We start from the raw sequence: 22,196 nt of genomic DNA, 5'->3' as shown, positions 1-22,196 counted from the left end.
TCAGGCGAGCGCCCAGGCGACGTCCCGGAGCAGGGCGTGCCGCCAGCCCGCCCGGTCGTGGTGAGCGGGGGACCGGGAGACCCGCACGGTGGCCCCGGCCTGTTCGGTCAGGGTCTCCACCAGCGCGCAGTGGGGGAGCATCCGCGTCTCGTGTTCCCCCACGTCGAAGGCGGCCCGCAGGCCGGACAGATCGGCACCCTCGCGCAGGCGCGCGGCGAGCACGCCGCCGACCGGACCGCCCAGCGGGTCCGCGAGGCGGGCGGCGTCCGGTGTCCACCAGAACGACGCCGACTGGCAGGCCACGCGGGACACCAGCTCCGGGAACTCCAGGGCCGCGTACAGGGCGCCGAGCCCGCCGAGGCTCTGCCCCGCCACCACCAGCCGGTCCGGGTCGGCGGGTACGCCGCTCCCCGCCACCAGGGGCAGCAGTTCGTCCCGGACCGCCCGCCACAGGTCGGGCCGGCAGCCGAACTCGGCCTGTCTGTCCTTGGCGGGCAGGAAGACGAGGGTCACCGCGGGCATCTCGCCGGCCGCGTGGGCCGACTCGAAGGCGGTCGCCGCCGGGTGCAGGTACAGCCAGTCGTCCCCGTCCAGCAGCAGGACCACGGGTCCGCCGCCGCCCACCGGGTGGATCCGCACCGTACGCCGTCCGCCGAGCCGTTCGCAGGTCCAGCGGATCCGGGCGGGCGGCAGGGGCAGGACGTCCGTGGCCCCGAGGCCGGGCCAGTGCGGCTGGGCGGGGGTGTCCGGGGTCGCGGCGACGGACCGGTCACCGCCGGCGCCGGCGGGGTTGAGCGGGTCGGCGCGGGCGCCCTCGTCCGTGACGAACCAGTACGTCACCCGCAGTCGGGCGGGCATCCGCACCTCGGCGTACCAGCAGTCCGTGTCGGCCCACCGGCGCAGGGGGACCGGGTCGGACCAGCTCTCGAAGCCGACGCTCACCGGCTCGGACCCGCGCCACAGGAACAGGGTCGTCCAGCCGTCGCCGCCGGGAACCGACACGGGTGTCCGCACGGCCGTCCAGAAGGCCTCGGTGCCCGGCGCGCCGGAGATCCCGAACGCGGCGAAGGCGCCTTCCCCCACCATCCTCATGAACGTCTCCTTGTGGAGCGAAATCCGAGAAGGCTAAGCTCACTTCACGTGAGGCGAGGCTAACCTAACGTACTGGGAGGCGGCGCGTATGAGCACCAACCCGTTCGACGACCCCGACGGCCGTTTCCTGGTCCTCGTGAACGACGAGGGCCAGCACTCGCTCTGGCCGTCCTTCGCCGAGGTGCCCGGAGGGTGGACGGTCGCCCTCGAAGAGAGCAGCAGGGACGCCTGCCTGGAGTACGTCGAGGCCAACTGGACGGACCTGCGCCCACGTTCCCTCGCCGAGTCCATGGACGCCTGACGCCGATGGTCTGCACCCGCCTCACCAACGCCCGCTTCCTGACCATGGACCCCGGCCACCCGATCGCCCACGACCTGGGCATCTGGCGGGGCCGGATCGTGGGCCTCGACGAGGCGGCGACCGCGCTGCCCGCCCGCGAGGTCGTCGACCTGGGCGGCGCCACCGTGCTGCCCGGGTTCATCGACGCCCACGTCCACCTGGCCTGGACCGGGCTGAAGCAGAACACCCCGAGCATCGCGGGACGCACCCGCGTCGACGATGTGCTGGCCGTCATCGAGGACGCCGTCACCCGCACCGGCTCGCCCGGCGCCTGGGTGAGCATCGCCGGCTACGACCAGCGGGTGCTCGGCCGCCATCTGACCGCGGCCGAGCTGGACAAGGTCAGCCACGGCCGCAAGCTGTACGTGACGCACGACTCCGGGCACGGCTGCGTCGTCAACTCCGCCGTCCTCGACCTGCTCCCCGCCGACGTCCCGCACGACGACGGCTTCCTCGCCGAGGGCGCCATGGGCGCCGCTCGCGCGCTGCGGCTTCCGTACTCCCAGGAGGAGGTGGCCGAGGCCGTCGGACGGGCCGCCCGCACCTGCCTGGGCGAGGGCGTCACCGCCGTCGCAGAGGCGGGCATCGGCGGGACCCTGCTGGGACACAGCCCCGTCGAGCTGGGCGCCTACCAACTCGCCCGGGAGCGGGGGATGTTGCCGCTGCGCGTACAGCTCATGGTGTCCGCGGACCGGCTGCACCGGGTCGCCGCCCACGAGGCCGACGGCATCCCCCGGGCCCTCGACCTCGGCCTGCGCACCGGGTTCGGCGACGCGCGGCTGTCCGTGGGCGCGCTGAAGGTCTTCACCGACGGCGGCATGATGGCCCGGACCGCCGCGCTCAGCGCTCCCTACGTCGGCCTGGACCACGCGGGCCAGTTGCAGGACGACCCGGACGTCCTCGCCGACACCATCGTGGACGGTCACCTCGCCGGCTGGCAGCTCGCCGTCCACGCGATCGGCGACCGCGCGGTGGACGTCGCGCTGGACGCCCTGGAGCGGGCCCAGCGCCTGCGGCCCCGCCCCGGCGCCCGGCACCGCGTCGAGCACGCCGGCCTGGTCCGCCCCGACCAGCTCCCGCGCCTGGCCCGGCTGGGCGTGAGCGCGGTCGTGCAGCCCACCTTCCTGCACTCCTTCGGCGACGACTACGCGGCGATCATGGGCGGGGAACGGGCCGCGTGGCTCTATCGGGGCAGGTCCTTCCTGGACCACGGCATCCCGCTGGTCGGCAGCTCCGACCGCCCCGTCACGGACGGGTCCCCGCTGCGCGCCGTCCAGTTCATGGTCGAGCGCGCCTCCGGGTCCGGCCGGCGGATCGGCCCCGCCGAAGGGATCACCGTCGACGAGGCCCTCCACGCGTACACGGTCGCCGGCGCCCTCGCCTGCCACTGGGAGGACGACCTCGGCACGCTCACCCCGGGCAAGCGCGCCGACCTGGTGGTGCTCGGCGACGATCCCCGGCGCGTCGACACCTCGCGCATCGCGGACATCGAGGTGGTGGCGACCTACGTCGACGGCCGCCCGGCGGACGGATAGCCGGGAGCGCTCGCCGTTCTGGACGGGTCGTGAGTACGCGTACCAGCCGGGCGCCTCAACGGTCCGCGCCGACTTGATAGGCAAGTGAACACTTGCCTATGCTGAGGGTGTGGCCGACGACCTGTTCAAAGCCCTGGCCGACCCCACCCGCCGCACCATCCTCGACGAGCTCACGGAGAAGTCCGGACAGACACTGTTCGAGATCTGTTCGCGCCTGAGCATGAGGCACGGGCTCGGCATCTCGCGTCAGGCGGTCTCCCAGCACCTCGCCGTGCTGGAAGCCGCCGGGCTCGTCGAGACCAGGCGGGAGGGCCGGTACAAGTTCCACGAGGTGAACCCCGCCCCGCTGCGCAGGATCACCGAACGATGGCTCAGGCCAGACCCGTCCCGACCGGAGGAGCACACCCCATGAAGATCCACCTGACCAGCGTCTTCGTCACCGACCAGGCCAAGGCCCTGCGCTTCTACACCGAGATCCTCGGCTTCGTGGAGAAGCACGACGTGCCGGTGGGGGAGACGGACCGGTGGCTGACCGTCGTCTCACCCGAGGAGCCCGGCGGCACCGAACTCCTCCTGGAGCCCGCCGGCCACCCGGCCGTCAAGGCCTACCGCGACGCGCTCGTCGCGGACGGCATCCCGCTCGCCCAGTTCGCCGTCGACGACGTCAAGGCGGAGTACGAGCGCCTGCGCGGCCTGGGGGTGCGCTTCACCCAGGGCCCCCTGGAGATGGGCCCCGTCACCACCGCCGTCTTCGACGACACGTGCGGCAACCTCATCCAGATCGCGTCACAGGCCCAGTAGCGGAGGACCCCGGGGCTCAGGCGGCCTGCGCCCTGTCGTGCTTCCAGAAGCCCGAGAAGGTGATGCGCTCCTTCGGCAGCCCCAGGCGGTGCAGATGCCTGCGGCCCTCGGTGGCCAGGGCCGACTCGCCGACCACGAAGGCGTAGCCCGACGCGTCGGCCGAGGTGAGCCGTCGCAGCTCGCCGAGCGCGGCCACGCCGGGGACGGCGGTGCTGTCCCGGCGCACCACCCAGGAGACGGTCACGCCGGCCGGACCGTCCAGCTGGCGCCGGTCGGCGGCGGTGGGAACCTCCTGGATCAGCCGCCCCACGGTGTCCGCGGGCAGGGAGCGCAGGATGCCCGCCGCCGCGGGCAGCCCGGTCTCGTCGGCCACGACGGTGACCTCGGAGGCGTCCCCCGGACAGTCGAAGAGGACGCCCTGGTCGAGCACGGCGAGCGCGTCTCCCGGGACGGCGGCGCAGGCCCAGATCGCGGCTCTGCCCTCGATCTCGCCGCCGGGCCCGCGGTGCACCACGAAGTCGATGTCCATCTCGGCCGCCTCCCGGCGGAAGCCGGCCACCGAGTAGTTGGCGCAGTGCGGCCGTTCGTCCTCGGGGATGGCGAGGTAGGGCGGCCACCACTGGGAGCCGGTGAACTCCGGCAGGCGCAGCCGGCGCTGGTGGGGCAGCTGGAGGAACAGCCGGAACCAGTGGTCGTACCCCAGCCACGGGAACTCGGCGAGCTCCGGCCCGGTGACGGTCACGCGGTGCATGGACGGGGAGACGCGTTCCGTGCGCAGGACGCGGGCACGGAACATTCTGGGGTGCTGCGGTATGAGCCGCCGGACCTTCGTCATGAAGGCAAGGCTAGCCTAAGTTGATCGTCGTGACACCCGTGCATCCGCGCACCCGTGCGCCGCGCATCCGTGCACCCGTCCCCCGCTCGCCGTGCGCGGCGTGCCTCCACCGCGGCGGCCGGTCATCATGGACGGGGAAGGAGTCCCGCCATGCCGGCACACGGATCCACGCGACGACCGACGACCGAACTCGACGCCCGCTACAGTTCCGCGCTCAATCCCCGCCCGGGTGCGGCGGAAGTGACCGCCACACCGTGGGCCGACGCCCAGGAGCAGCTGGAGACGGCCGAGATCTTCTGGGTGTCCACGGTCCGGCCCGACGGCCGGCTGCACGTCACGCCCGTGATCGCCGCCTGGCACGACGGCGTGCTGTACTTCTCCACCGGCCCGGGGGAGCAGAAGGCCCGCAACCTCGCCCATAACGGGCACTGCGCGCTCACCACCGGCGGCAACTCGCTCACCGAGGGACGCGACCTGGTGGTCGAGGGCAGGGCGGAGCCGGTGACCGATCCGGCGCTGCTGGAGGAGGTCATCGCCGCGCACGAGGCGAAGTACGGGCCCCACATCACCTCGCCCGAGGGCACGTTCCACGGAATCGGCGACACGTTCCGCAGCGGGGAGGCGGTGGTGTTCGCCGTGGCCCCGGACACCGCGTACGGATTCGGGCGCGACGAGGGCGTCTACACCCACACGCGGTGGGTGTTCTGAGGACGCGACGGCCGGGACGCCTTCGGCATGCCCCTGAGCGGGGCGAATGAGAAACTGGGACCGTCCGGCCCCGTAAGGCGTCGGCCGCCTGGCCCGGGAGTGGTCGATGTTCCGCAAGCGTCCCGCACCTGACGGAGAAGAGCTGCTGGCCCGACTGGCGTCGCTGACCACGCAGGCACGGGAACTCGCCGAGCTGCGTCGCTCCCAGGTGGAGCTGGCGATCGCCCTGCAACGCGACATGCTGCCCGCGGACCTCCCCGTGGTCCCCGGCTTCCACCTCGCCGCCCGCTACTCGCCCGCCTACGCCGGACTCAACGTGGGCGGCGACTGGTACGACGCCTTCGTGCTCCCCGACGGCCGTATCGGCCTCTCCGTCGGGGACGTGCAGGGCCACGCCATCGACGCGGCGGCCTTCATGGGGCAGGTGCGCGTCGGCCTGCGGGCGCTCGCCTCCGTGACGAGCGAGCCCGGTGACCTGCTCGCCTGTACGAACGAGCTGCTCCTCTCCCTCAACAAGGACCTCTTCGCCACCTGCACCTTCATGCGCTTCGACCCGGCGACCGGCGTCATGGAGAGCGCGCGGGCCGGGCACATTCCCTGCGTCTGGGCCACGGCCGACGGCAAGGCGGACGTCTCCGAGGACGAAGGGGGACCTCCGCTGGGCGTCCTCGCGGGAACCGAGTACCCGGTCACCCGGTACCAGCTCGACACCGGCGGCGTCTTCGTCCTGCTCACCGACGGGGTGGTGGAGGGCCCCTCGCTGAGCGTCGACGAAGGGCTCGCACGGGTCGTACGGCTGGCGGGCATCGCCGCCGTCGCCGGCATGGAGGCGCACGCGCTCGCGGCCGCCGTGCTCAAGAACGCGGAGCTGGTGGGGCACGAGGACGACGCGGCGGTACTCGTCGTCGGCCACGACGGGCGCGGCGTTACGCCGTAGGGCCGCACCGGGCCCGCCTCGCCTCGCCGCCGGGACGGCACCGGTGTCTGATGGCTGCTGTGGTGGGTATCCGTGCTTGGCCGCGACCGGTCGTCCTCGTCTGCGAGACGCTGCTGGTCGCCGCCTGCTACCTCGCGGCGGGGAGACTGGGGCTGTCCCAGCAGCTCGTCGCGGACGGTGCGATCGTCACCCCCATCTGGCCGCCCAGCGGCGTCGCCGTGGCCTGCCTGCTGCTGTTCGGCCCCCGGTGCGTGCCGGGAATCGCCCTGGGCGCCCTGCTCGTCGTCGCGTCCCTGACCGTCCCCGGACCCTCGGCCGTCGGGGTCGTGGCCGGCAACACCGCCGCGCCGGTGTGCGCCTGGCTGATGCTGCGAGCCGTGGGATTCCGGGTGAGCCTGAGCCGCCTGCGCGACGGCCTCACGCTGGTCTTCCTCGGGGCGCTGACGGCCATGCTGATCAGTTCCGGCGCGGGCGTCGGCATGCTCGTCGTCACGGACAAACTGGCCACCGACAACGTATGGCTCGTCTGGCTGGCCTGGTGGGTGGGCGACGCCATGGGGGTCGTCATCGTCACGCCGCTGCTGCTCCTGCTGCACCGGGCGCGCTGGCCCCCGCCGTCCGGGCGGTGGGGCGAGGCGCTGGGGCTCACCGTCGTCGTGTGCGCGCTCGTCCCGCTCGTCGTCTACAGCCCGATCAGCGCCCTCTTCCTGGTGTATCCGATCCTGGTCTGGGCCGCGCTGCGCTTCCAGCTGGCGGGTGGCATGCCGTGCGCCCTCTTCGCCTCCGTGATGGCCACCGTCGCGGCCCGGCAGGAGGCCGGTTCCTTCGGCGGGCTCTCCGACATCGAGACGATGATGAAGCTCCAGGCGTTCAACGGCACCCTGGGGCTGACCGCGCTCCTGCTGTCCGCCGTGATCACCGAGCAGCTCAACACCAGGCGTTCCGTGGAGCGGGCCTGCCAGGAGCTGGTCGAGGCGCTGCAGCACCTGAACGCCGGGGGCACGGGCAACACGGGGACGTCGGGTCAGGACGCCCGGTGACCTGATCGCCGGCCTAGGGGGTGTCCGACTCCATGACCCGTCGGGCGGCCTCGGCCTCCGCCGCCGTCGGGGACAACTCGTCGAGCGTGTCGAGATCGGTGTCCGCCAGCAGCTCCCGTTCCCAGCTCTCCGCCAGTCTCTCCTGCTCGTCGCGAGGCCTGGCACGGACAGCGTCCCGGTGGTCCGGGTCCAGAGCCGCCAGGAAACGTCCAACCGGGTCCGTCGGCATCGGCCGTGCTCCTACTCGTGGGGGAGGGCGCCACTTCCGGCCCAGGATGGCCAATCGGCCGGGCGGCGGCCGCCCGACACGACCTCGGGCCACCCTTATGGCCCTGTGGCCCGCCGTACGGGCATCATCGTCTCCACGGTGTCCTGCCCGAGATGGTCGAGGATCAGCCGGTCGACCAGGGCCGGCTTCTCCAGCGGGACCACGTGGGAGGCGCCGGGTACCACCGCCAGCTGCGACCGGGGCAGGGCACGGTACAGGGCGGTCGTGTGCTCCAGCGTCATGAGGTCGTCGTCGCCCACCAGGACGAGGGCCGGCGCCTCGACGCGCGCCAGGTCCCCGGTGGTGAGTGCCGGCTGGGTGCGCCACATGTCGAGCACCTTCGCCGCCACCACCGGCCAGTGGTCCGCCCCGTCCGGCGTGACGGCCTGGTACAGCTCGCGGAAGAACGCGAGATCGTCGCCGTCCGGCGTCATCGCGTCGAGCATCGAGGGTTCGGCGAAGCACTCGGTGGCCGGCCGGAAGTTGGCGCCGATCACCACGGCCTTGCGGACCAGGTCGGGTCGGGCCAGGGCGACGAGCAGCACCACGACACCCCCGTCGCTCCAGCCGACGAGATGCGCCGGCCCGCCCACGACCGTGTCCATGAAGTCCGCCGTGTCGTCGGCCATGTCCTGGTACGAGAGGGGCCCCTCGACGTCGGGGGTGTGTCCGTGCGCGCGCCGCTCGGGCAGGAAGAGGCGGTACGCGGCGGCGAGGTCGGCGCGCTGCGCACCCCAGGTGGCGTTGGTGCAGAACCCGCCGTGCAGCAGGACCAGCGGATCACCGGACCCCTCTGTCTCGTACCAGGTCCTGACACCGGGCAGGTCCGCGTAGTCGCCCATCGCCCATCACTCCAGGCCGTCTCGGCCCCCGTCCTTCCGGTTCAGTCTCCGCCGGGCTCCCCACGCCCGCAATGCGGGTGCCGGGCGACCGTCCGTGGCGACCGGGACAGGAGTTCCGGCGGGAGCGCGGGCACGGTGCGGCCGCCGAAACCGGTGGTCGTGGTCGCCGCGAGCAGGGAGTTGAGCACCGCTTCCTCGACGCAGTCGAGGACGGCCTCGAACAGGGGGCCGAGTTCGGCGTCCGCCACACGGGCGCCGGTGCCGGGCGCCGTGCCGAACGCGATGGCGTAGTCGCCGCTGCCGTGGCTGTAGGCCGCGCCGGTGCGGGCCAGGGCGAACACCGCGCGCCGGGCGACACGGGTGAGCTGCCGGGAGTCGAGCGGGGCGTCCGTCGCGACGACGATCATGCAGGAGCCGGTGTCGGCGGCCGGCACCGGGCCGCCGGTCCCGTCGTCGGCGTGCCCCGCGGCGAGGGTGCGGCCGAGGACCCGCAGGGTGCCGCCGAAGTTCGCCTGTACCAGGACGCCCGCCGTGAAGGAGCGGCCGGCCGACTCCGTGGTGCGTGACGCGGTCCCGATGCCGGCCTTGTAACCCAACGCGACGGTGCCCGTTCCGGCGCCGACGCATCCCTCGGCCACCGGTCCGTCCGTGGCCCCGTCGAGCGCCGCGTGGACGTGTTCCTCGCGGACGGGGCGGGCGCGGATGTCGGACAGGAAGCCGTCGTTGCACTCGCCCACCACGGGATTGAGGCTCAGTACCTCCTCGCAGCCGGGCCGTCGGAGCATCCAGCCGACGAGGGCGTCGGCGACGCGGAAGGCCGAGAGGGTGGAGGTGAGCAGGATCGGCGTCTCCAGGGTGCCCAGTTCGGCGAGTTGGGTGGTGCCGATGAGCTTCCCGTAGCCGTTGCCGGTGAAGACCCCGGCCGGGAGGGGGCTGTGGGGGCCGACGTGTCCGGGCACGACGGCGGTGACTCCGCTGTGCAGGTCCGGTGGCCGGCGGACGGTGGTGTGTCCGACGCGTACGCCCGGCACGTCGGTGATCGCGTTCAGGGGCCCGGTGGGTGTGGGGCCGATGACGATGCCGAGGTCACGGGCGCGGGGCCGGGCGGCGCGGGGCGCGATGGGCGAGGGGGGCCGTGGGTCCATGCGGCCGCACGTTACGCGTCGCACCGACGGCGTGGGTAGCGTTCACGGCTGGTTCATTGCAATGAAGTGATGGGACGCCCGTTGCGTTATTAAGAGGTCACTGCAACGATTTTTCTGCCCTGACCTGCAATTATCAGTGATTAGTGCAGTAATTGCTTTGCCAGAACCATGAATGCAACGTAGCGTTTCCATCATAAGAAACCAGGCGGAGTGGGTGCGGGGGGATGGTGGACCATGCGGACGGCACAGAGTCGACGACAGGCGGTGCCCGGCGCCCTCACGGCGTTCGCGCGGTTCGTCCTCTGCGGGGGCGGAGTGGGGCTCGCCTCCTCGTTCGCCGTGGTGGCTCTCGCCGCCTGGATGCCCTGGGCCCTGGCCAACGCCCTGATCACCGTGGCCTCCACGATCCTGGCCACCGAGCTGCACGCCCGGTTCACCTTCGGCGCGGGCCGGCCCGCCACCTGGCGCCAGCACACGCAGTCGGCCGGTTCGGCGGCCGCGGCGTACGCGGTGACCTGCGCGGCGATGTTCGCGCTGCAGCAGCTCGTCGCGACGCCCGGCGCGACGCTCGAACAGGCCGTCTACCTGGGCGCCTCCGCCCTCGCGGGCATCGGGCGCTTCGTGGTCCTGCGTCTCGTCGTCTTCGCGAGCCGCCGCCCGCGGGCGGCGGTGGGCGTCTCGGGTCCCGCCCGGTACGCCCCGAACGGGGCATGCGACCACGCCCCTTCGCCGGGCGCGTCCGAGGGCGCGGCATCCTGGATTCCCCTAGCGTCGGACCGGCCGCTTCCCGGCGGTCCGGCCGTCGCCCGCCCATCCGAAAGGCCCTTCCATGATCTTCATCACCGCCAGGTTCCGCGTCCGGCCCGAGTACGCCGACGCCTGGCCCGACATCACCCGTACGTTCACCGAGGCGACCCGCGGCGAGCCCGGGTGCCTGTGGTTCGACTGGTCCCGCAGCGTCGAGGACCCGACCGAGTACGTGCTGGTCGAAGCGTTCCGCGATGACGAGGCCGGCGCCGCTCACGTCGGTTCCGCTCACTTCGCCGAGGCCCGCAGGACGCTGCCGCCCCATCTGGTGGAAACGCCCCGGATCGTCAACACGACCGTCCCGCAGGACGACTGGTCCCTGCTCGGGGAGATGGCGGTTCCGCGGGAGGACTGAGACCGCGGGCCCACCGTCCACGGCTGGACAGCGGGCCCACCGTCCACGGCTAGACCGCGGACTGACCGTCCACGGCGACGCCCAGCCGGTCGGCCACCGTGACGAGGGCGGTGCCCAGCGGGAGTGCCACCCGGGTGAGGGCGAGCCGGTCGCCGCGGGTGGGGTCCCGGTTGATGATCAGCACCGGCTTGCCGGCCTCGGCCGCCTGACGGACGAACCGGAGGCCGGACATCACCGTCAGCGAGGACCCCAGGACCAGCAGTGAGGCGGCCTCGCGGACCAGGGCACGGCAGTGCTCGACACGCGAGGGCGGCACGGCTTCGCCGAAGAACACCACGTCCGGTTTGAGGATGCCGCCGCAGACCGCGCAGGGCACCACGCGGAAGTCGCCGACCTGGGCGTCGGTGAGGTCGGCGTCGCCGTCGGGGTTGATGCCGGCGGCCACCGGCGCGAAGCCGGGGTTGGCCTCCTCCAGCCGCCGGGCCAGTTCGCGGCGCGGGCTGGGGGCACCGCAGGACAGGCAGACCACTCGGTCCAGGCTGCCGTGGAGTTCGACGGCGTCCTCGCTGCCGGCGGCCTGGTGCAGGCCGTCGACGTTCTGGGTGATCACGCCCGTGAGCAGGCCGTGCCGCCCGAACGCGGCCACCGCCCGGTGCCCGGCGTTGGGGCGGGCGCGCCCGAAGGTGCGCCAGCCGAGGTGGCTGCGGGCCCAGTACCGGCGCCGGGCCGCGGCGTCGGCGGTGAAGTCCTGGTAGGTCATCGGGGTGTGCCGGCTCAGGCTCCCGCCCTCGCCCCGGTAGTCGGGGATGCCCGACTCCGTGGAGATGCCCGCCCCGCTGAGCACCAGCACACCGCCGGCGCGCAGCGCGTCGGCGACCGGCTCCGGATCCGTGGTGCCCGGCGGCAGGTCCTCGGCGGGGGTCCAGTTCAGCGTGGGGCGCATGCGCATGCCGCCAGGGTACGGAACGGACGCCTCGACCGGCTGGGGCGCGGCCGGGGTCCCGGCCCGGCGCCGGAGCCCAGCGGTGCTGACACCGCCGACGGGCCCGGCGCCGAGCGGTCGCGTCAGTCGTCGAGGGCGTCGAGCACCGGCTTCAGGTCCACGAACTTGAAGTTCGTCGCCTCGCGGTCGGTCTCCACCGGCGTGTCGTCGCCGTCCTGGACGACGAGCAGACCGTGCGGGAACCTCGTTCCGAGCGGCTCGGCGAGCACGGCGGCGCCGTCGCTCTCCTGGGTGGCGTCGAGGGCGCCGGCGGCGTCGGTCACCCGGAAGCCGCCCTCGTACTCGTTGCCCTCGTCCCGTTCGCGGTCGTACGCGGCGAAGCTGTCGTCGCCCTGGCTCGACGCGAGCAGATAGCCGTCCCCGTCGTCCTGGTGGAGCAGGGTGAGACCCTCGACGTCCGCCGACAGGCGCCGGCCGCCGTACCCCGGATCCTCACCCGGCACGCATTCCTCGGTACCGGCGTCGTAGGTGCCGGGCACCCCGTACTCACGGACCTTGTCCACCAGCCTCGGTACGCCGGTGAGACGGGCGTCCACGCGCCAGATGCCGACGTCCTCCTGCCCCGCGTACAGGGTGCCGTTCGCCGGATCGACGACCATGCCCTCGACCTGGGGCAGTTCACCCGGCTCACCGCAGGGGGCCCAGGTGGTGCCGTCGCCCAGCCGGAACCGCGAGGGCAGCTCCAGGGTGCGCACCTTGCGGTACGAGACCGTGCCGCCGGTTCCCGTGGTCAGCTCCAGCAGGCTGAGCGACGTGCGCTCGCGCCGGCTCACCACCGCGTACGAACGGCCGCTGGAGGGGTCGGTCCAGGTGGCGAGGCCGTAGGCGGTGCGCTGTTCGTTGATCTCGTCCTGCGAGGAGGAGAAGATCGCCGGCGCCGAGGGGTCGGTGACGTCGGTGAGCGGCGCGGCCGTGTCGTCGCCGTCGATGCGGTAGATCCGCAGCCGGTCACCGCCGCGGTCCGTGGTGACGGCCAGGTCGGCCTTCTCGGAGCCGAGCCGCACACCGTGCAGGAGGTCGACGTTGTTGAACCGGCCGGGGGCGTCGTCCGGGCCGGGGGCCTCGGGGGCGGCCACGGACTGCACTTCGCGTGCGTCGAGGTCGTAGACGCGAAGGCCGCCCTCCTTGACCGTGGTGACGACCAGGCTGCGGTCCGGATCGGCCGGGTTGCGCCAGATCGCCGGGTCGTCGGCGTCCGCGTTTCCGCCGGCCTCGTCGTCGTACACGGGCGCGGTCTCCGCGGCCGGCCGCACACCGGGCAGACCACCGTCCGCGACGGCCGGGTGCGGTACGACCGCCGCGAGGGCGGTGAGCGCCGTGAACAGTGCGAAGCGACCGACGGCGGAACGGGCTCGGACGGGCAGAGCCATGAAGTGAGTCCTTTCATGACGCGGACATGGCGGACAAGGTGATCCCACCCTGGAGCCGCCCCGTGAAAGGCCGCACCGGCGCAAAGGAACGAGCGCCCGTCCTCGAGATGAACACCCGGACCCGCCAGGACGGTCGGCCTCCTTCCCGGACGCGGCGCCCGGTCGGCTACGAGGCCGCGGGCAGCAGCACCGAGGAGTCGGGTTCCAGCCCGGTGCCGAAGCCGCCGACGACGGCGAACCGGTCGAGGTCGACCACGGTCACGCGGTTGGTGCCCAACTGGGACACATAGGCGAGCGGCCGGTGGGGGTGGAAGGACACCGCGGCCGGAGTCCCGTCGAGGCGCAGGGAGCGGATCGGGCGCAGTGCCGCGCTGTAGAGGGTGAGGCTGTCGGCGACGATGTCCGTCACCAGCAGCCGGTCCTCGTCGACGGTGTAGACCCGCAACGGGTCTCCGCCCACCTTCCGGCTGCGCAGCACCTTCAGGGAGCGCGCGTCCAGGGCGACCAGCGCGGAACTCCTGCGGGCCCCGACGTACAGCGTCTTCTCGTCCGGACCGAGGCAGCTGCTCTCGGGCAACTGGCCCGGAGTCACCACCCGCGGCGGGACGGCGGCGTCGTGCGGTCGCACCAGGCTCACGGTGTGGGACAACAGGCCGGTCACGTAAGCGCGTTCACCGTCCCGGCTGAGGGTGAACAGGTGGGTCTTCACGCCGTTGGTGGGGACCGCCCGGGTCGGTGCCAGGTCGGTGGCCGGATCGTCGAACCCGAGCAGGACGGCCTTCTCCTCGCTCAGGGCGTAGAGCCGGTCCCGGTCGTCGATCCCCATGCCGTGGACCCGGTTGAACGGCCGGGTGTCGATGGTCCGCACGAGAGCGCGCTCCACGAGGTCGATGACGAAGACGGCGGCACCGCCCTCCCCGACGGTCGAGGCCATGCGCACCCCGTAGTGCCCCACGTAGGCCAGCTTCCGGCGCGAGTCGACGACCATCTCGTGCGGATGGTCGGGCAGCCCCACCGTCCGCAGACGCCGCCCCGACGCGGCGTCGTAGAAACCGACCGAGTGGCTCCCCTTCTCCACGACCACCAGTACGTCCGTCACGTCCGCCTCCTCGGCCCGGGGAGCGCCGGCGGTCCGCCCGGCCGTTCCGGCCGCCCATGTCCCGGCGCCGGCCGCCATGATCACCGTGCGACGCGTCACCACAGTCCTCACCTCGGTCTCTCGGCAGTCCGTCGTCCTCCCCGGGCTTCCTGCCCGTCGGCGCGGGCGCTCAGTCACGGCAGGTGCCCGGAGCGCCTGGGGCACCGACCGTCCCGTCCCGTAACCTCGTGCGGAGACACGCGAGATGACGCGTACGTCCACAACGGGGAGGCGAGGGTGTTCGGAAAGGGCACGGGATTGCTCGCGGGCGCCCTGGTCGTGGCCTGCATGATGCTCGTCGGCCCCAGCGCGCCGGACGGCGGCCTCTTCGTCAGGTCACTGCCCGCCGACGCCGCCCCCGACGTCGTCGCGAACCGGGTCATGACGTGGAACATCTGCAACCCCTGCGACACGGGCAACGTCGACCGGGCGGCGGAGATCGCCAGGTACGCGCCCCAGGTCATCGGTCTCCAAGAGGCGTGCGTGCGCGACGTCGAGGGGATCAGGGAGCACCTGGAGAACCTGCACGGGCTGGTCTACCACGTCGAGTACGGCATGGTCCTCGAGAAGCGGAGCCGCTGCGGAGGCGCGCCCTGGAGCCCGGGCGGCTTCGGTCAGGCGATCCTCTCGGCGGCACCGATGACGGACCGCGTCAGCGTCGAGTACCCCGAGGGCGGATCCGAGGACCGGGGGTACCTGGCCGTCACCACCACGGTGGACGGCCGGTCCGTGCGGGTCTTCAACACGCACCTCGCCCAACGACGTCAGGAAGCGGTCCGCGCGGACCAGGCCCGCGTACTCGCGGCGGAGGTCGCCCGGTACGACCGCGCCATCGCCCTCGGCGACTTCAACGCGGTGCCGGACGCTCCCGAACTCGCTCCGATGTGGGCCCTGGCCACGGACACGGACCCCCGGTGCCGTCCGGCGTCCACCGGCATGTGCCGGCCGACCACCGACTGGCGGAGCAAGTTCGACTACGTCTTCGTGCGGGGCATGGCACCGCTCGAGCACCGCGTGCGGCCCACCGCCCACTCGGACCACGACATGGTGCACGCCGACCTGACCTGGAGCGGATGAGGTCCGCCGGCGCGCCGGCGGACCTCATCCCGACGACGGGGCGGGGCCCACCCGGCGCAGGGCGAGGACCGCGTTGTGGCCGCCGAAGCCGAAGGAGTTGCTCAGGACGAGGTCGCCGGTGACCGGGAGGGCGCGCGGCGCGCCGCGGACGACGTCCAGCTCGACGGCGTCGTCGACCTCGGCGCAGCCGACCGTGGGAGGCACCAGTCCGTGGTGCAGCGTGAGCACCGCGGCGACGGCCTCGACCCCGCCCGCGGCACCCTGGAGGTGCCCCATGTGCCCCTTCAGCGCCGTCACCGGCACCTCCCGCCGCCCCAGTACGCCCCGCAGGGCCCGCGCCTCGGCGAGGTCCCCGTCGATCGTGGCCGTGGCGTGCGCGTTGACGTGGACGACGTCCTCCAGCCGGCCGCCCGCGTCCCGCACGGCCCGGCGCAGCGCGAGCGCGATGCCGTCGCCGGACGGATCCGGCGCCGCGACGTGGTGGGCGTCGGCGGACAGCCCCCATCCGGCGGCCTCGCAGTAGACACGTGCCCCACGGGCGCGGGCGTGCTCCTCGGACTCCAGGACGAGTACGCCCGCCCCCTCGGCGTTGACGAACCCGTCACGGTCCTTGGCGAACGGCCGGGACGGTGAGCCGGCCGCCGGGTCGCCCTCGGCCAGGGCCCGCATGGCGGCGAACGACGCCATGATCGCCGGCGTGACGACCGCCTCCGCGCCGCCCGCGAGGGCGACGTCGACCCGGCCGTACCGGATGCGGTCGACGGCCTGGCCGATCGCCTCGGTGCCGGAGGCGCACGCGCTGGTCACGGTGCGGGCCTCACCGGTGATGTGCAGGTCGAGCGAGACCTGGGAGGCCGCCTGCGAGGGCACCGTCATGGGCGTGGTGAGCGGCGAGACACCGCGCGGCCCCTTCTCCCGCAGCCCGCGGTCCCCGCCGACGAGCACCGACGCGTCCCCGAGGATGGCGCCGAGGCTCACCCCGACCCGCTCCGGGTCGAGCCCGCTCTCGCGCGTGCCGCCGTCCGCATACCCCGCGTCGGCCCACGCCTCGCGCGCGGCCAGCACGGCGAACTGCGCGGCGCGGTTCATCCGGCGGGCCGCCCGGCGGGGCAGCAGCCCGGCCGGGTCCGCCGTCACGGTGCCGGCGATCCGCACCGGCAGCCCGTCGAACTCCTCGTCCGTCAACTCCCGTATGCCGTGCCGTCCTTCGAGCAGCCCACGCCACAACTCGCCGGTACCGACGCCCAGCGGCGTGACGGCGCCGAGCCCGGTGACGACGACGCGTCGCGGCCCGCCCGCCGCCGCCTCCCGTACCGGGCGGGGCCGGTACCGCACGACGTTGCCCTCCCGGTCGGCCCCGGCGGCCCACCCGCGCACGTCGGCGTCGGTCACGGGGTCACCCGAGCCGTCGGCCGTGTCCGGGCGCCAGGCGCTCCAGCGCCGGACGTACGTCACCTCCTCGGCCAGGGGGTCGACGGCCCGCAGGAAGCCGACCCGGTCGCCGTCGCGGAACACCACGTCGTCGAGGGCGGGCGTGCTGACGTGCGGCACGGCAGCCACGTCCAGCCGCCGCCCGGCGACGGTCACCCGCTGCTCGCGCCGCAGGTCCCGCTCGTGGTCCACGCCGCCCAGCGGCGGCCGCAGCGTGACCCGTATCACCTCCGGGGAGGTGGGCTGCGTGTGCGTGACGACGTGCCACCGGTGCCCCGTCGCGTCCTCGGGCGACAGGGCGAGCAGGTCGCCGGGGATCACCTCGGCGGCGGTAACGGTGTGCGGGCGTATGGGTACTTCAGGCGCTCCGGGGGAGTGGGTCATGGCCGTGCATGCTCTTTTCGGTCCGAACTGTCGTACTGAAGGCGCTTATGAGTGTTCTGTACGCAGTGCGAACCGGCCATTGTTGAACATGCGACGTGTCCGTTTTGCCCATCTCTACCGTGTGGGTGACCCGGAACACACGCGATAAGTCGCCGACAGCGCACATGAGTTACCGGTGCCCCGTCACCCAGTGGGAAACGTCACGGACGACGTCGGCCGCTCACGCGCCGACGTCCTCGACGCCTTCCGCGCCGTCGACGGTCTCCCCCGCGGGCCCGCTGTCCGCCACGGGGACACCGGTGGTGGGAGCGACGGTCCGACCGGCCCAGGTCAGGGCGCGCCAGCCCTTAGAGGGGTCGCCGGTGAGGATGACGACACCGGTGTTCTCCAGCGCGTGGGCCGACGCGAAGGCGACGTCGACGTTCTCGGCGCGGGCCGCCACCCACATGCGGATCGCGGCGCCGTGGCTGACCATGGCCACCGTCCGCTCGCCCGTGCCCGCGGCCTCCTCGACGACGGCGTCGAAACGCCGGAGGGCCTCCACCCCGTTCTCCCCGCCGGGCATGCGCAGGCCGGTGTCTCCCGCGGACCAGGCGAAGGCGGTGCTCAGATAGGTCTCGATGGAGCTGCGGTCACCGCGCATCTCCAGATCGCCGGCGGACAGCTCCCGGATGCCGTCCCGCACGCGGACCTCCAGCCCCCGCCGGGCCGCCAGCGGTGCGGCGGTGAGCTGGGTGCGGACCAGGGTGGAGGCGTACAGAGCGCCGATCTCCTCGCCCGCCAGCGCCTGCGGGAGGGCCGCTGCCTGCCGCTGCCCGAGCGGAGTCAGCGCCGGCCCGGGTTCCGCCGTGTCCAAGAGGTGCCCGAGGTTGGACGGGGTCTGGCCGTGGCGAATGAGCAGCAGGCGCATGTGAACGGTTCTGTCCTCTCGGAGCCGGTCGTGGACCTTCCACTCTGGCAGCCCCGGTCCGTGCCCGTGCCGTCGGGGGCCATCCCTCAGGGCGCTGTCCCCTGCGCGCTGCTCCCCGGGGCACCGGCGCCCCGTACGTGCGGCCAGTCGGCCAGGCCCTCCGCGCTCGGGGGCTCGGCGGCCGCCTGCTCGGGAGTGTCGTGGAAGGAGTAGACGGGGCGCAGGCCGCCGAGGGAGAAGACGCGCAGGAGCCGCTCGTCGGCGCACGCGATGCGCAGCGACCCGTGCTGGTCCCGGATGCGCTTGGTGAGCGCGACGATCATGCCGAGCCCCGCGGAGTCCAGGAACAGGGCGTCGCACAGGTCGAGGACGAAGTGGCGGTGGCCGTCGGCGAGGAGCCGGACCACGGCGGAGCGCACGAGGGGGGCGAAGGCGATGTCGATCTCGCCGGCGGCCTGGACGACCGTCCAGCCGTTCGTCAGACGACAGCCGACCGGCCCTGCGACGCTCTGATCACTCACGTTTCCGCTCCCTCGCACCACGGTGTCCGTTTTCTCCGGTACATCCAGGAGACGGGACGCGGTCCCGGGGTCACAAGAGCCCGGTTTTCAGATGGTGAGCGAGAGCCGCCGGGACACCCGCTCCGCGGTGGCGACCAGTGTCGTCACGGCGTCCTCGAGGCAGGAGGCGCGATGGGCGCGCAGGGAGATGCCCAGTGAACCGATCGTGTCCCCCTGGCGGACGGGTACCGCGACGCACGCGGTACCCAGCGCGTATTCCTCGAGGTCGGTGACGGCCGGGCTCTGCCCCGCGGCGTCGAGGCGCCGTAGCAGTTCCGCAGGGTAGGTGATGGTGCGAGGGGTGAGATCGTTCATGGTGTGGCGGGAGAGGTAGTCGGCGCGGGCTTCGCCGTCCAGCTCGCGCAGCACGCACTTGCCGAGCGCCGTGGCGTGCCCCGCCTCCTCGAAGCCGACCCACAGATCGACCCGGGGCGCCTTCGGTCCGTCCACGACCTCGGCGACGCGGATCTCGCCGTCCTCGTAGAAGGTCAGGTACGCCGCTGCCGACAGGCCGTCGCGCAGCTCGGTGAGCGTCGGACGGACCCTGCTGAGCGCCGCCTGTTCACGGCTGCCTCCGTGCAGCTCGCCCAGCTTCTCGCCGAGGACGAACGTGCCGTCGTCGAGTTTGCGCACATAGCCGTCGTGCACCATCGTGCGCAGCAGGTGGTAGGTCGTGGCCAGGGCCAGCCCAGTCTCGCGCGCCAGCTGCTTGGCCGGAACGCCGCCCTCGTGCGCGCCCACGGCCTCCATGAGCCGAAAGGCCCGCTGCACCGACGAGATGAGCGTGGGGCCGTCCTTGCCACCCATCCCTCCACCCTCCTTCGCGGGCGGAGCCCTGGCAACCCGGAACCCAGCGTGCCGGTGTCGGTACCGTCCGTGGCGGGGACCGTCCGTGGCGACACGGCCGCAGCCCGTCTGGCGGAGGGTCCTCGATCCTGGTGCGGGGGCCCTCTACCGTGTGCCGGAGCCGTCGAAGGGAGGCCGCCATGTCGGAGGAGCCGATGGGCCCGCTGGGTACGGAGATGCGGGAGGTCACGTTCCCGGACCAGTCCCGCGGGATCATCCTGGTCCAGGCGGGGACGCCGCAGGACGAGGCCGACGGAATGGCCGCGCGTGTGTGGGCCGACCTGAGGGAAGGCCGGGGGCCGGGCCACGGCGAGGGCCCGGGACGGCCGCAGGTCCGCGAGGGGCGGGAGCGCGAGCACCCCTGGTAGCCCGCGCGGAGGCGCTCCGCGCGGGCCGGCCGGTGGTCAGCCGTGGTAGGTGATGTAGCCGTTGCCGTCGCGGTCGTTGGCCTTCTCGGTGTAGGCGTGCACGTCGGCGCGGGCGCCGGACGGCTTGTAGAAGTAGATGGTGTCCTTGTCGTTGTTCCAGATGAAGTTGCAGTTCTGGCGGTAGACGACGTTCTTGGCGTCGGAGTCGGTGCCCCGGCCGCCGCGCAGGCTTATGTAGTCGCCGGGCTGCAGGGTGTGGCTGTTCTTGAACGTGAACTTGTTGCCGGCGGCGTCCTTGACGACGTAGCCCTTCAGGTTCACGACGGCGGTCTTCGAGTAGTTCTTGATCGTCAGGTACTCGTTCTTGGTGTTGCCGCCGGAGCACTTGTTGGAGTCCCGGCCGGGAGCGTCGTACTGAACGCCCTTGATCTTCAGGGCCGATGAGTACTCGGCGGCCTGCGCCGGCGAGGCGGCGAAGGTGAGCGCGCCGGCGGCGGCGATGGCCGCGGCGACGGGCAGGGTGCGGTGGACGCGCATACGGGTTCCCCCCTGATGGTGCCTATGGAGCATCGGGGAGCATACCGAATCCGTGATGACTGTATGACTAAATGGTGAAGGAAATGAGAAGGCAAGCAGAGCGGGTGGGGCGGGTGGGGGTGTCCGCCCCTTCCGCCTACGACGTCGCCCGCACCGCCGAGATGTCGAACTGGAGGCGGACCTTCTCGCTCACCATGGTCCCGCCCGCCTTCAGCCGCTGGTTGTAGACCAGACCCCACTCCGTGCGGTCGATGGTGGTGGTGCCGTCGAAGCCGGCCCGTTCGAAGCCGAACGGGTCCATCACCGAGCCGAGGTAGTCGAGTTGCAGCTCGACGGGCCGGGTGACGTCCCGGATCGTCAGGTCCCCGGTCATGCGGAAGCTCTCCGCGCCCTCGTGGACGGTGGAGGTGCTGCGGAACGTCATCTCCGGGAAGCGGCGCGCGTCGAAGAAGTCGCGGCCCACGAGGTGCGCGTCCCGCTGCTCCACGCCCGTGTCGACGCTGGCGACCCGGATGACGAGTTCGGCCCGCGACTCGGCGGGCCGAGCCCCGTCGAAGTACAGCGCGCTGTCGTAGTCGGCGAACGCTCCGCGAACCGTCGTGACCATCGCGTGCCGCACCGAGAACCCGATGCGGCTGTGCGGGCGGTCGATGGTCCATCGCCCGGTCAGCGCGCGAAGCGCGGGGTCGAGTGCGGCGCCCCGGGGCGCGTGCTCCGCGGCGGCGAGGCCCGTGCCGTCGGCCGGGTCCAAGTCCATGACCGCGGTCTGACGGCGGCTGAAGATACCCATGATCGTGAGCCCTTTCCCCTTCTGATCGCTCCGTGCTATCACGGGGCGGTCCGAGGCCGCCCGGCGAGATGTGCGGCCTCGTCCGGCTTCCATGCGGTCGACCGCAAAGCTGCACAAGATCAACATGGTGCGGCGGTGCCGGTCGCGCCGGCCTACTCCGGAGGCGTGGGCGTGTCGTGGGTGCGGTACATCGCCTGGACGTCCAGCTCCAGTTGGACGGTCGGGCCGACGACGGCGATGCCCCGGGCCAGCATGGAGCGCCAGTTGAGGGTGAAGTCCTCGCGGTGGAGTTCGGCCTTGGCGAGAGCCGCGCAGCGCAGTTCCTGGTCGTAGCCTCCGTTGACCGTCCCGAGGTAGGTCGTGTCGAGGCCGACGGAGCGGCTGGTGCCGTGCATGGTGAGCGTGCCGTGCAGCGTCCACTTGGAGCCGCCGCGGTGGGCGAACCGGGTGCTGGTGAAGTCGATGAACGGGTACCGCTCGGCGTCCAGGAAGTCGGCCGAACGCAGGTGGTTGTCACGGGTCTTGTTGCCCGTGGTGATGCTGGCGGCGTCGATGCGCACCGAGACGTGCGAGTCGGCCATGTTCGGTGCGACCCGGATGCCGCCCTGGAAGCGGGTGAACCGGCCGTGCACGTGGGCCATGCCCACATGCTTGGCGATGAACCGGATCGCCGTGTGGGGAGGGTCGAACAGCCACGTCCCGGCTGTCGGGAGCTCCAGCTGACGGGCGGGCTGCAGCGCGATGCGCATCAGGGGCTGGGCCACCCCCGCGGTGATGTCGAGGTTCTCCCGTGCGGGGGCCAGGCCCTCGGTGACGGTCATCACGCTGTACGAGCCCGGAGGCAGCGTCGCTATGAAGTACCCGTGCGGGTCGGTCGTCCCGCGTGCCACCGTCCGGTGAGTGTCCAGCGCGGTCACGGTGACCTCGGCACCGCCCATGGGCTGGCCCATGGGGTCGACGACCTCGAAGCCGAACGCCCCGGCATCGGGCGGGAGAGGGACCGAGACGCTCGGCCCGGCACCGGAGGTGCCGCGGGAACGCCGACGACGGAGCAGCCCGAGGGCCATGGGGTTCACC

General features: G+C 72.8%; 25 protein-coding genes and 1 pseudogene. 11 read left to right on the top strand and 15 right to left on the bottom strand.

Annotation, left to right across the window (positions count from 1 at the left end):
* Positions 1–1,092, bottom strand: a complete 1,092-nt coding sequence (locus ACFIF2_RS01135; RefSeq protein ID WP_395570516.1) for an alpha/beta hydrolase-fold protein — start codon at positions 1,090–1,092, stop codon at positions 1–3.
* A gap of 88 nt (positions 1,093–1,180) precedes the next feature.
* Here ACFIF2_RS01135 and ACFIF2_RS01130 point away from each other — a divergent pair, with 88 nt between their 5' ends.
* The 4 genes from ACFIF2_RS01130 to ACFIF2_RS01115 all read left to right on the top strand — a co-directional run bounded on the left by ACFIF2_RS01130 (position 1,181) and on the right by ACFIF2_RS01115 (position 3,768).
* Positions 1,181–1,393 (top strand): MbtH family protein, encoded by a 213-nt coding sequence (locus ACFIF2_RS01130; RefSeq protein ID WP_395570515.1) that lies wholly within the window; start codon positions 1,181–1,183, stop codon positions 1,391–1,393.
* Between the two features lie 5 nt (positions 1,394–1,398).
* The gene (locus tag ACFIF2_RS01125; protein WP_395570514.1) at positions 1,399–2,967 is read left to right on the top strand and encodes an amidohydrolase; all 1,569 of its coding nucleotides are present in this window, start codon (positions 1,399–1,401) and stop codon (positions 2,965–2,967) included.
* A 109-nt stretch (positions 2,968–3,076) separates the two neighbouring features.
* The gene (locus tag ACFIF2_RS01120; protein ID WP_395570513.1) at positions 3,077–3,379 is read left to right on the top strand and encodes an ArsR/SmtB family transcription factor; all 303 of its coding nucleotides are present in this window, start codon (positions 3,077–3,079) and stop codon (positions 3,377–3,379) included.
* Positions 3,376–3,768, top strand: coding sequence for a VOC family protein (locus tag ACFIF2_RS01115; protein ID WP_395570512.1), 393 nt, complete (start codon positions 3,376–3,378; stop codon positions 3,766–3,768). Before ACFIF2_RS01120 ends, ACFIF2_RS01115 begins: the two co-directional genes overlap by 4 nt.
* Before the next feature lie 16 nt (positions 3,769–3,784).
* On the opposite strand, the gene ACFIF2_RS01110 is transcribed toward ACFIF2_RS01115, so the two are convergent.
* Positions 3,785–4,603: a siderophore-interacting protein gene (locus ACFIF2_RS01110; RefSeq protein ID WP_395570511.1), complete on the bottom strand. Its 819-nt coding sequence runs from the start codon at positions 4,601–4,603 to the stop codon at positions 3,785–3,787.
* Between the two features lie 150 nt (positions 4,604–4,753).
* On the opposite strand from ACFIF2_RS01110, the gene ACFIF2_RS01105 reads away from it, so the two are divergent.
* The 3 genes from ACFIF2_RS01105 to ACFIF2_RS01095 all read left to right on the top strand — a co-directional run bounded on the left by ACFIF2_RS01105 (position 4,754) and on the right by ACFIF2_RS01095 (position 7,288).
* Entirely contained in the window at positions 4,754–5,311 is a 558-nt protein-coding gene (locus ACFIF2_RS01105; RefSeq protein ID WP_395570510.1) for a pyridoxamine 5'-phosphate oxidase family protein, read from the top strand.
* Between the two features lie 106 nt (positions 5,312–5,417).
* Positions 5,418–6,248: a PP2C family protein-serine/threonine phosphatase gene (locus tag ACFIF2_RS01100; protein ID WP_395570509.1), complete on the top strand. Its 831-nt coding sequence runs from the start codon at positions 5,418–5,420 to the stop codon at positions 6,246–6,248.
* 50 nt (positions 6,249–6,298) lie between these two features.
* Positions 6,299–7,288 (top strand): MASE1 domain-containing protein, encoded by a 990-nt coding sequence (locus tag ACFIF2_RS01095; RefSeq protein ID WP_395570508.1) that lies wholly within the window; start codon positions 6,299–6,301, stop codon positions 7,286–7,288.
* A gap of 13 nt (positions 7,289–7,301) precedes the next feature.
* Here the strand turns inward: ACFIF2_RS01095 and ACFIF2_RS01090 are convergent, their stop codons facing one another.
* The 3 genes from ACFIF2_RS01090 to ACFIF2_RS01080 form a co-directional block, all read right to left on the bottom strand.
* Complete coding sequence (locus ACFIF2_RS01090) at positions 7,302–7,517, bottom strand: hypothetical protein (protein WP_395570507.1); 216 nt, start codon at positions 7,515–7,517, stop codon at positions 7,302–7,304.
* A gap of 95 nt (positions 7,518–7,612) precedes the next feature.
* Positions 7,613–8,398 (bottom strand): alpha/beta fold hydrolase, encoded by a 786-nt coding sequence (locus tag ACFIF2_RS01085; protein ID WP_395570506.1) that lies wholly within the window; start codon positions 8,396–8,398, stop codon positions 7,613–7,615.
* Positions 8,399–8,439: 41 nt separating this feature from the next.
* Positions 8,440–9,543 (bottom strand): P1 family peptidase, encoded by a 1,104-nt coding sequence (locus ACFIF2_RS01080; protein ID WP_395570505.1) that lies wholly within the window; start codon positions 9,541–9,543, stop codon positions 8,440–8,442.
* A 234-nt stretch (positions 9,544–9,777) separates the two neighbouring features.
* On the opposite strand from ACFIF2_RS01080, the pseudogene ACFIF2_RS01075 reads away from it, so the two are divergent.
* Together ACFIF2_RS01075 and ACFIF2_RS01070 are read left to right on the top strand one after the other, a co-directional pair.
* Positions 9,778–10,236 (top strand): annotated as a pseudogene (locus ACFIF2_RS01075) (GtrA family protein); the annotation flags it as partial.
* Between the two features lie 136 nt (positions 10,237–10,372).
* The gene (locus ACFIF2_RS01070; protein WP_395570504.1) at positions 10,373–10,705 is read left to right on the top strand and encodes a putative quinol monooxygenase; all 333 of its coding nucleotides are present in this window, start codon (positions 10,373–10,375) and stop codon (positions 10,703–10,705) included.
* A gap of 49 nt (positions 10,706–10,754) precedes the next feature.
* Here ACFIF2_RS01070 and ACFIF2_RS01065 read toward each other — a convergent pair whose 3' ends face one another.
* From ACFIF2_RS01065 to ACFIF2_RS01055, 3 genes are all read right to left on the bottom strand, one after another.
* A complete protein-coding gene (locus ACFIF2_RS01065) occupies positions 10,755–11,654 on the bottom strand; it encodes an NAD-dependent protein deacetylase (protein ID WP_395570503.1) in 900 nt (299 codons plus the stop codon).
* A 116-nt stretch (positions 11,655–11,770) separates the two neighbouring features.
* The gene (locus tag ACFIF2_RS01060) at positions 11,771–13,078 is read right to left on the bottom strand and encodes a phytase (RefSeq protein WP_395570502.1); all 1,308 of its coding nucleotides are present in this window, start codon (positions 13,076–13,078) and stop codon (positions 11,771–11,773) included.
* A 166-nt stretch (positions 13,079–13,244) separates the two neighbouring features.
* Entirely contained in the window at positions 13,245–14,276 is a 1,032-nt protein-coding gene (locus tag ACFIF2_RS01055; protein WP_395570501.1) for a YncE family protein, read from the bottom strand.
* Positions 14,277–14,453: 177 nt separating this feature from the next.
* On the opposite strand from ACFIF2_RS01055, the gene ACFIF2_RS01050 reads away from it, so the two are divergent.
* Positions 14,454–15,293, top strand: a complete 840-nt coding sequence (locus ACFIF2_RS01050) for an endonuclease/exonuclease/phosphatase family protein (RefSeq protein ID WP_395570500.1) — start codon at positions 14,454–14,456, stop codon at positions 15,291–15,293.
* A 24-nt stretch (positions 15,294–15,317) separates the two neighbouring features.
* Here the strand turns inward: ACFIF2_RS01050 and ACFIF2_RS01045 are convergent, their stop codons facing one another.
* From ACFIF2_RS01045 to ACFIF2_RS01030, 4 genes are all read right to left on the bottom strand, one after another.
* Positions 15,318–17,108, bottom strand: coding sequence for a beta-ketoacyl-[acyl-carrier-protein] synthase family protein (locus tag ACFIF2_RS01045; RefSeq protein WP_395570499.1), 1,791 nt, complete (start codon positions 17,106–17,108; stop codon positions 15,318–15,320).
* A gap of 220 nt (positions 17,109–17,328) precedes the next feature.
* Positions 17,329–18,018 carry a histidine phosphatase family protein gene (locus ACFIF2_RS01040; RefSeq protein ID WP_395570498.1) on the bottom strand — a complete coding sequence of 230 codons (690 nt, stop codon included), beginning with the start codon at positions 18,016–18,018 and terminating at the stop codon, positions 17,329–17,331.
* Between the two features lie 86 nt (positions 18,019–18,104).
* The gene (locus ACFIF2_RS01035) at positions 18,105–18,539 is read right to left on the bottom strand and encodes an STAS domain-containing protein (RefSeq protein WP_395570497.1); all 435 of its coding nucleotides are present in this window, start codon (positions 18,537–18,539) and stop codon (positions 18,105–18,107) included.
* A gap of 87 nt (positions 18,540–18,626) precedes the next feature.
* Positions 18,627–19,385, bottom strand: a complete 759-nt coding sequence (locus ACFIF2_RS01030; protein WP_395570496.1) for an IclR family transcriptional regulator — start codon at positions 19,383–19,385, stop codon at positions 18,627–18,629.
* Between the two features lie 179 nt (positions 19,386–19,564).
* On the opposite strand from ACFIF2_RS01030, the gene ACFIF2_RS01025 reads away from it, so the two are divergent.
* The gene (locus ACFIF2_RS01025; RefSeq protein ID WP_395570495.1) at positions 19,565–19,792 is read left to right on the top strand and encodes a hypothetical protein; all 228 of its coding nucleotides are present in this window, start codon (positions 19,565–19,567) and stop codon (positions 19,790–19,792) included.
* A gap of 36 nt (positions 19,793–19,828) precedes the next feature.
* On the opposite strand, the gene ACFIF2_RS01020 is transcribed toward ACFIF2_RS01025, so the two are convergent.
* The 3 genes from ACFIF2_RS01020 to ACFIF2_RS01010 form a co-directional block, all read right to left on the bottom strand.
* Positions 19,829–20,329, bottom strand: coding sequence for a lamin tail domain-containing protein (locus tag ACFIF2_RS01020; RefSeq protein ID WP_395570494.1), 501 nt, complete (start codon positions 20,327–20,329; stop codon positions 19,829–19,831).
* A gap of 136 nt (positions 20,330–20,465) precedes the next feature.
* Positions 20,466–21,119 (bottom strand): YceI family protein, encoded by a 654-nt coding sequence (locus ACFIF2_RS01015; protein ID WP_395570493.1) that lies wholly within the window; start codon positions 21,117–21,119, stop codon positions 20,466–20,468.
* Positions 21,120–21,271: 152 nt separating this feature from the next.
* The gene (locus tag ACFIF2_RS01010) at positions 21,272–22,186 is read right to left on the bottom strand and encodes a YceI family protein (RefSeq protein ID WP_395570492.1); all 915 of its coding nucleotides are present in this window, start codon (positions 22,184–22,186) and stop codon (positions 21,272–21,274) included.
* Between the last annotated feature and the right edge of the window lie 10 nt (positions 22,187–22,196).

Origin of the sequence: Streptomyces sp. BK79 (assembly GCF_044142145.1) — a bacterium.
GTDB lineage: Bacteria > Actinomycetota > Actinomycetes > Streptomycetales > Streptomycetaceae > Streptomyces.
The sequence above is the reverse complement of the archived record's forward strand: the minus strand, read 5'-3'. Positions and strand labels throughout refer to the sequence as shown.

Excerpts from the sequence above, each read along its gene's own strand:
- ACFIF2_RS01135 (WP_395570516.1), bottom strand. The coding sequence starts at position 1,092 with ATGAGGATGGTGGGGGAAGGCGCCTTCGCCGCGTTCGGGATCTCCGGC.
- ACFIF2_RS01130 (WP_395570515.1), top strand. The coding sequence starts at position 1,181 with ATGAGCACCAACCCGTTCGACGACCCCGACGGCCGTTTCCTGGTCCTC.
- ACFIF2_RS01125 (WP_395570514.1), top strand. The coding sequence starts at position 1,399 with ATGGTCTGCACCCGCCTCACCAACGCCCGCTTCCTGACCATGGACCCC.
- ACFIF2_RS01115 (WP_395570512.1), top strand. The coding sequence starts at position 3,376 with ATGAAGATCCACCTGACCAGCGTCTTCGTCACCGACCAGGCCAAGGCC.
- ACFIF2_RS01110 (WP_395570511.1), bottom strand. The coding sequence starts at position 4,603 with ATGACGAAGGTCCGGCGGCTCATACCGCAGCACCCCAGAATGTTCCGT.
- ACFIF2_RS01105 (WP_395570510.1), top strand. The coding sequence starts at position 4,754 with ATGCCGGCACACGGATCCACGCGACGACCGACGACCGAACTCGACGCC.
- ACFIF2_RS01100 (WP_395570509.1), top strand. The coding sequence starts at position 5,418 with ATGTTCCGCAAGCGTCCCGCACCTGACGGAGAAGAGCTGCTGGCCCGA.
- ACFIF2_RS01095 (WP_395570508.1), top strand. The coding sequence starts at position 6,299 with ATGGCTGCTGTGGTGGGTATCCGTGCTTGGCCGCGACCGGTCGTCCTC.
- ACFIF2_RS01090 (WP_395570507.1), bottom strand. The coding sequence starts at position 7,517 with ATGCCGACGGACCCGGTTGGACGTTTCCTGGCGGCTCTGGACCCGGAC.
- ACFIF2_RS01085 (WP_395570506.1), bottom strand. The coding sequence starts at position 8,398 with ATGGGCGACTACGCGGACCTGCCCGGTGTCAGGACCTGGTACGAGACA.
- ACFIF2_RS01080 (WP_395570505.1), bottom strand. The coding sequence starts at position 9,543 with ATGGACCCACGGCCCCCCTCGCCCATCGCGCCCCGCGCCGCCCGGCCC.
- ACFIF2_RS01070 (WP_395570504.1), top strand. The coding sequence starts at position 10,373 with ATGATCTTCATCACCGCCAGGTTCCGCGTCCGGCCCGAGTACGCCGAC.
- ACFIF2_RS01065 (WP_395570503.1), bottom strand. The coding sequence starts at position 11,654 with ATGCGCATGCGCCCCACGCTGAACTGGACCCCCGCCGAGGACCTGCCG.
- ACFIF2_RS01060 (WP_395570502.1), bottom strand. The coding sequence starts at position 13,078 with ATGGCTCTGCCCGTCCGAGCCCGTTCCGCCGTCGGTCGCTTCGCACTG.
- ACFIF2_RS01045 (WP_395570499.1), bottom strand. The coding sequence starts at position 17,108 with ATGACCCACTCCCCCGGAGCGCCTGAAGTACCCATACGCCCGCACACC.
- ACFIF2_RS01040 (WP_395570498.1), bottom strand. The coding sequence starts at position 18,018 with ATGCGCCTGCTGCTCATTCGCCACGGCCAGACCCCGTCCAACCTCGGG.
- ACFIF2_RS01030 (WP_395570496.1), bottom strand. The coding sequence starts at position 19,385 with ATGGGTGGCAAGGACGGCCCCACGCTCATCTCGTCGGTGCAGCGGGCC.
- ACFIF2_RS01025 (WP_395570495.1), top strand. The coding sequence starts at position 19,565 with ATGTCGGAGGAGCCGATGGGCCCGCTGGGTACGGAGATGCGGGAGGTC.
- ACFIF2_RS01020 (WP_395570494.1), bottom strand. The coding sequence starts at position 20,329 with ATGCGCGTCCACCGCACCCTGCCCGTCGCCGCGGCCATCGCCGCCGCC.
- ACFIF2_RS01015 (WP_395570493.1), bottom strand. The coding sequence starts at position 21,119 with ATGGGTATCTTCAGCCGCCGTCAGACCGCGGTCATGGACTTGGACCCG.
- ACFIF2_RS01010 (WP_395570492.1), bottom strand. The coding sequence starts at position 22,186 with ATGGCCCTCGGGCTGCTCCGTCGTCGGCGTTCCCGCGGCACCTCCGGT.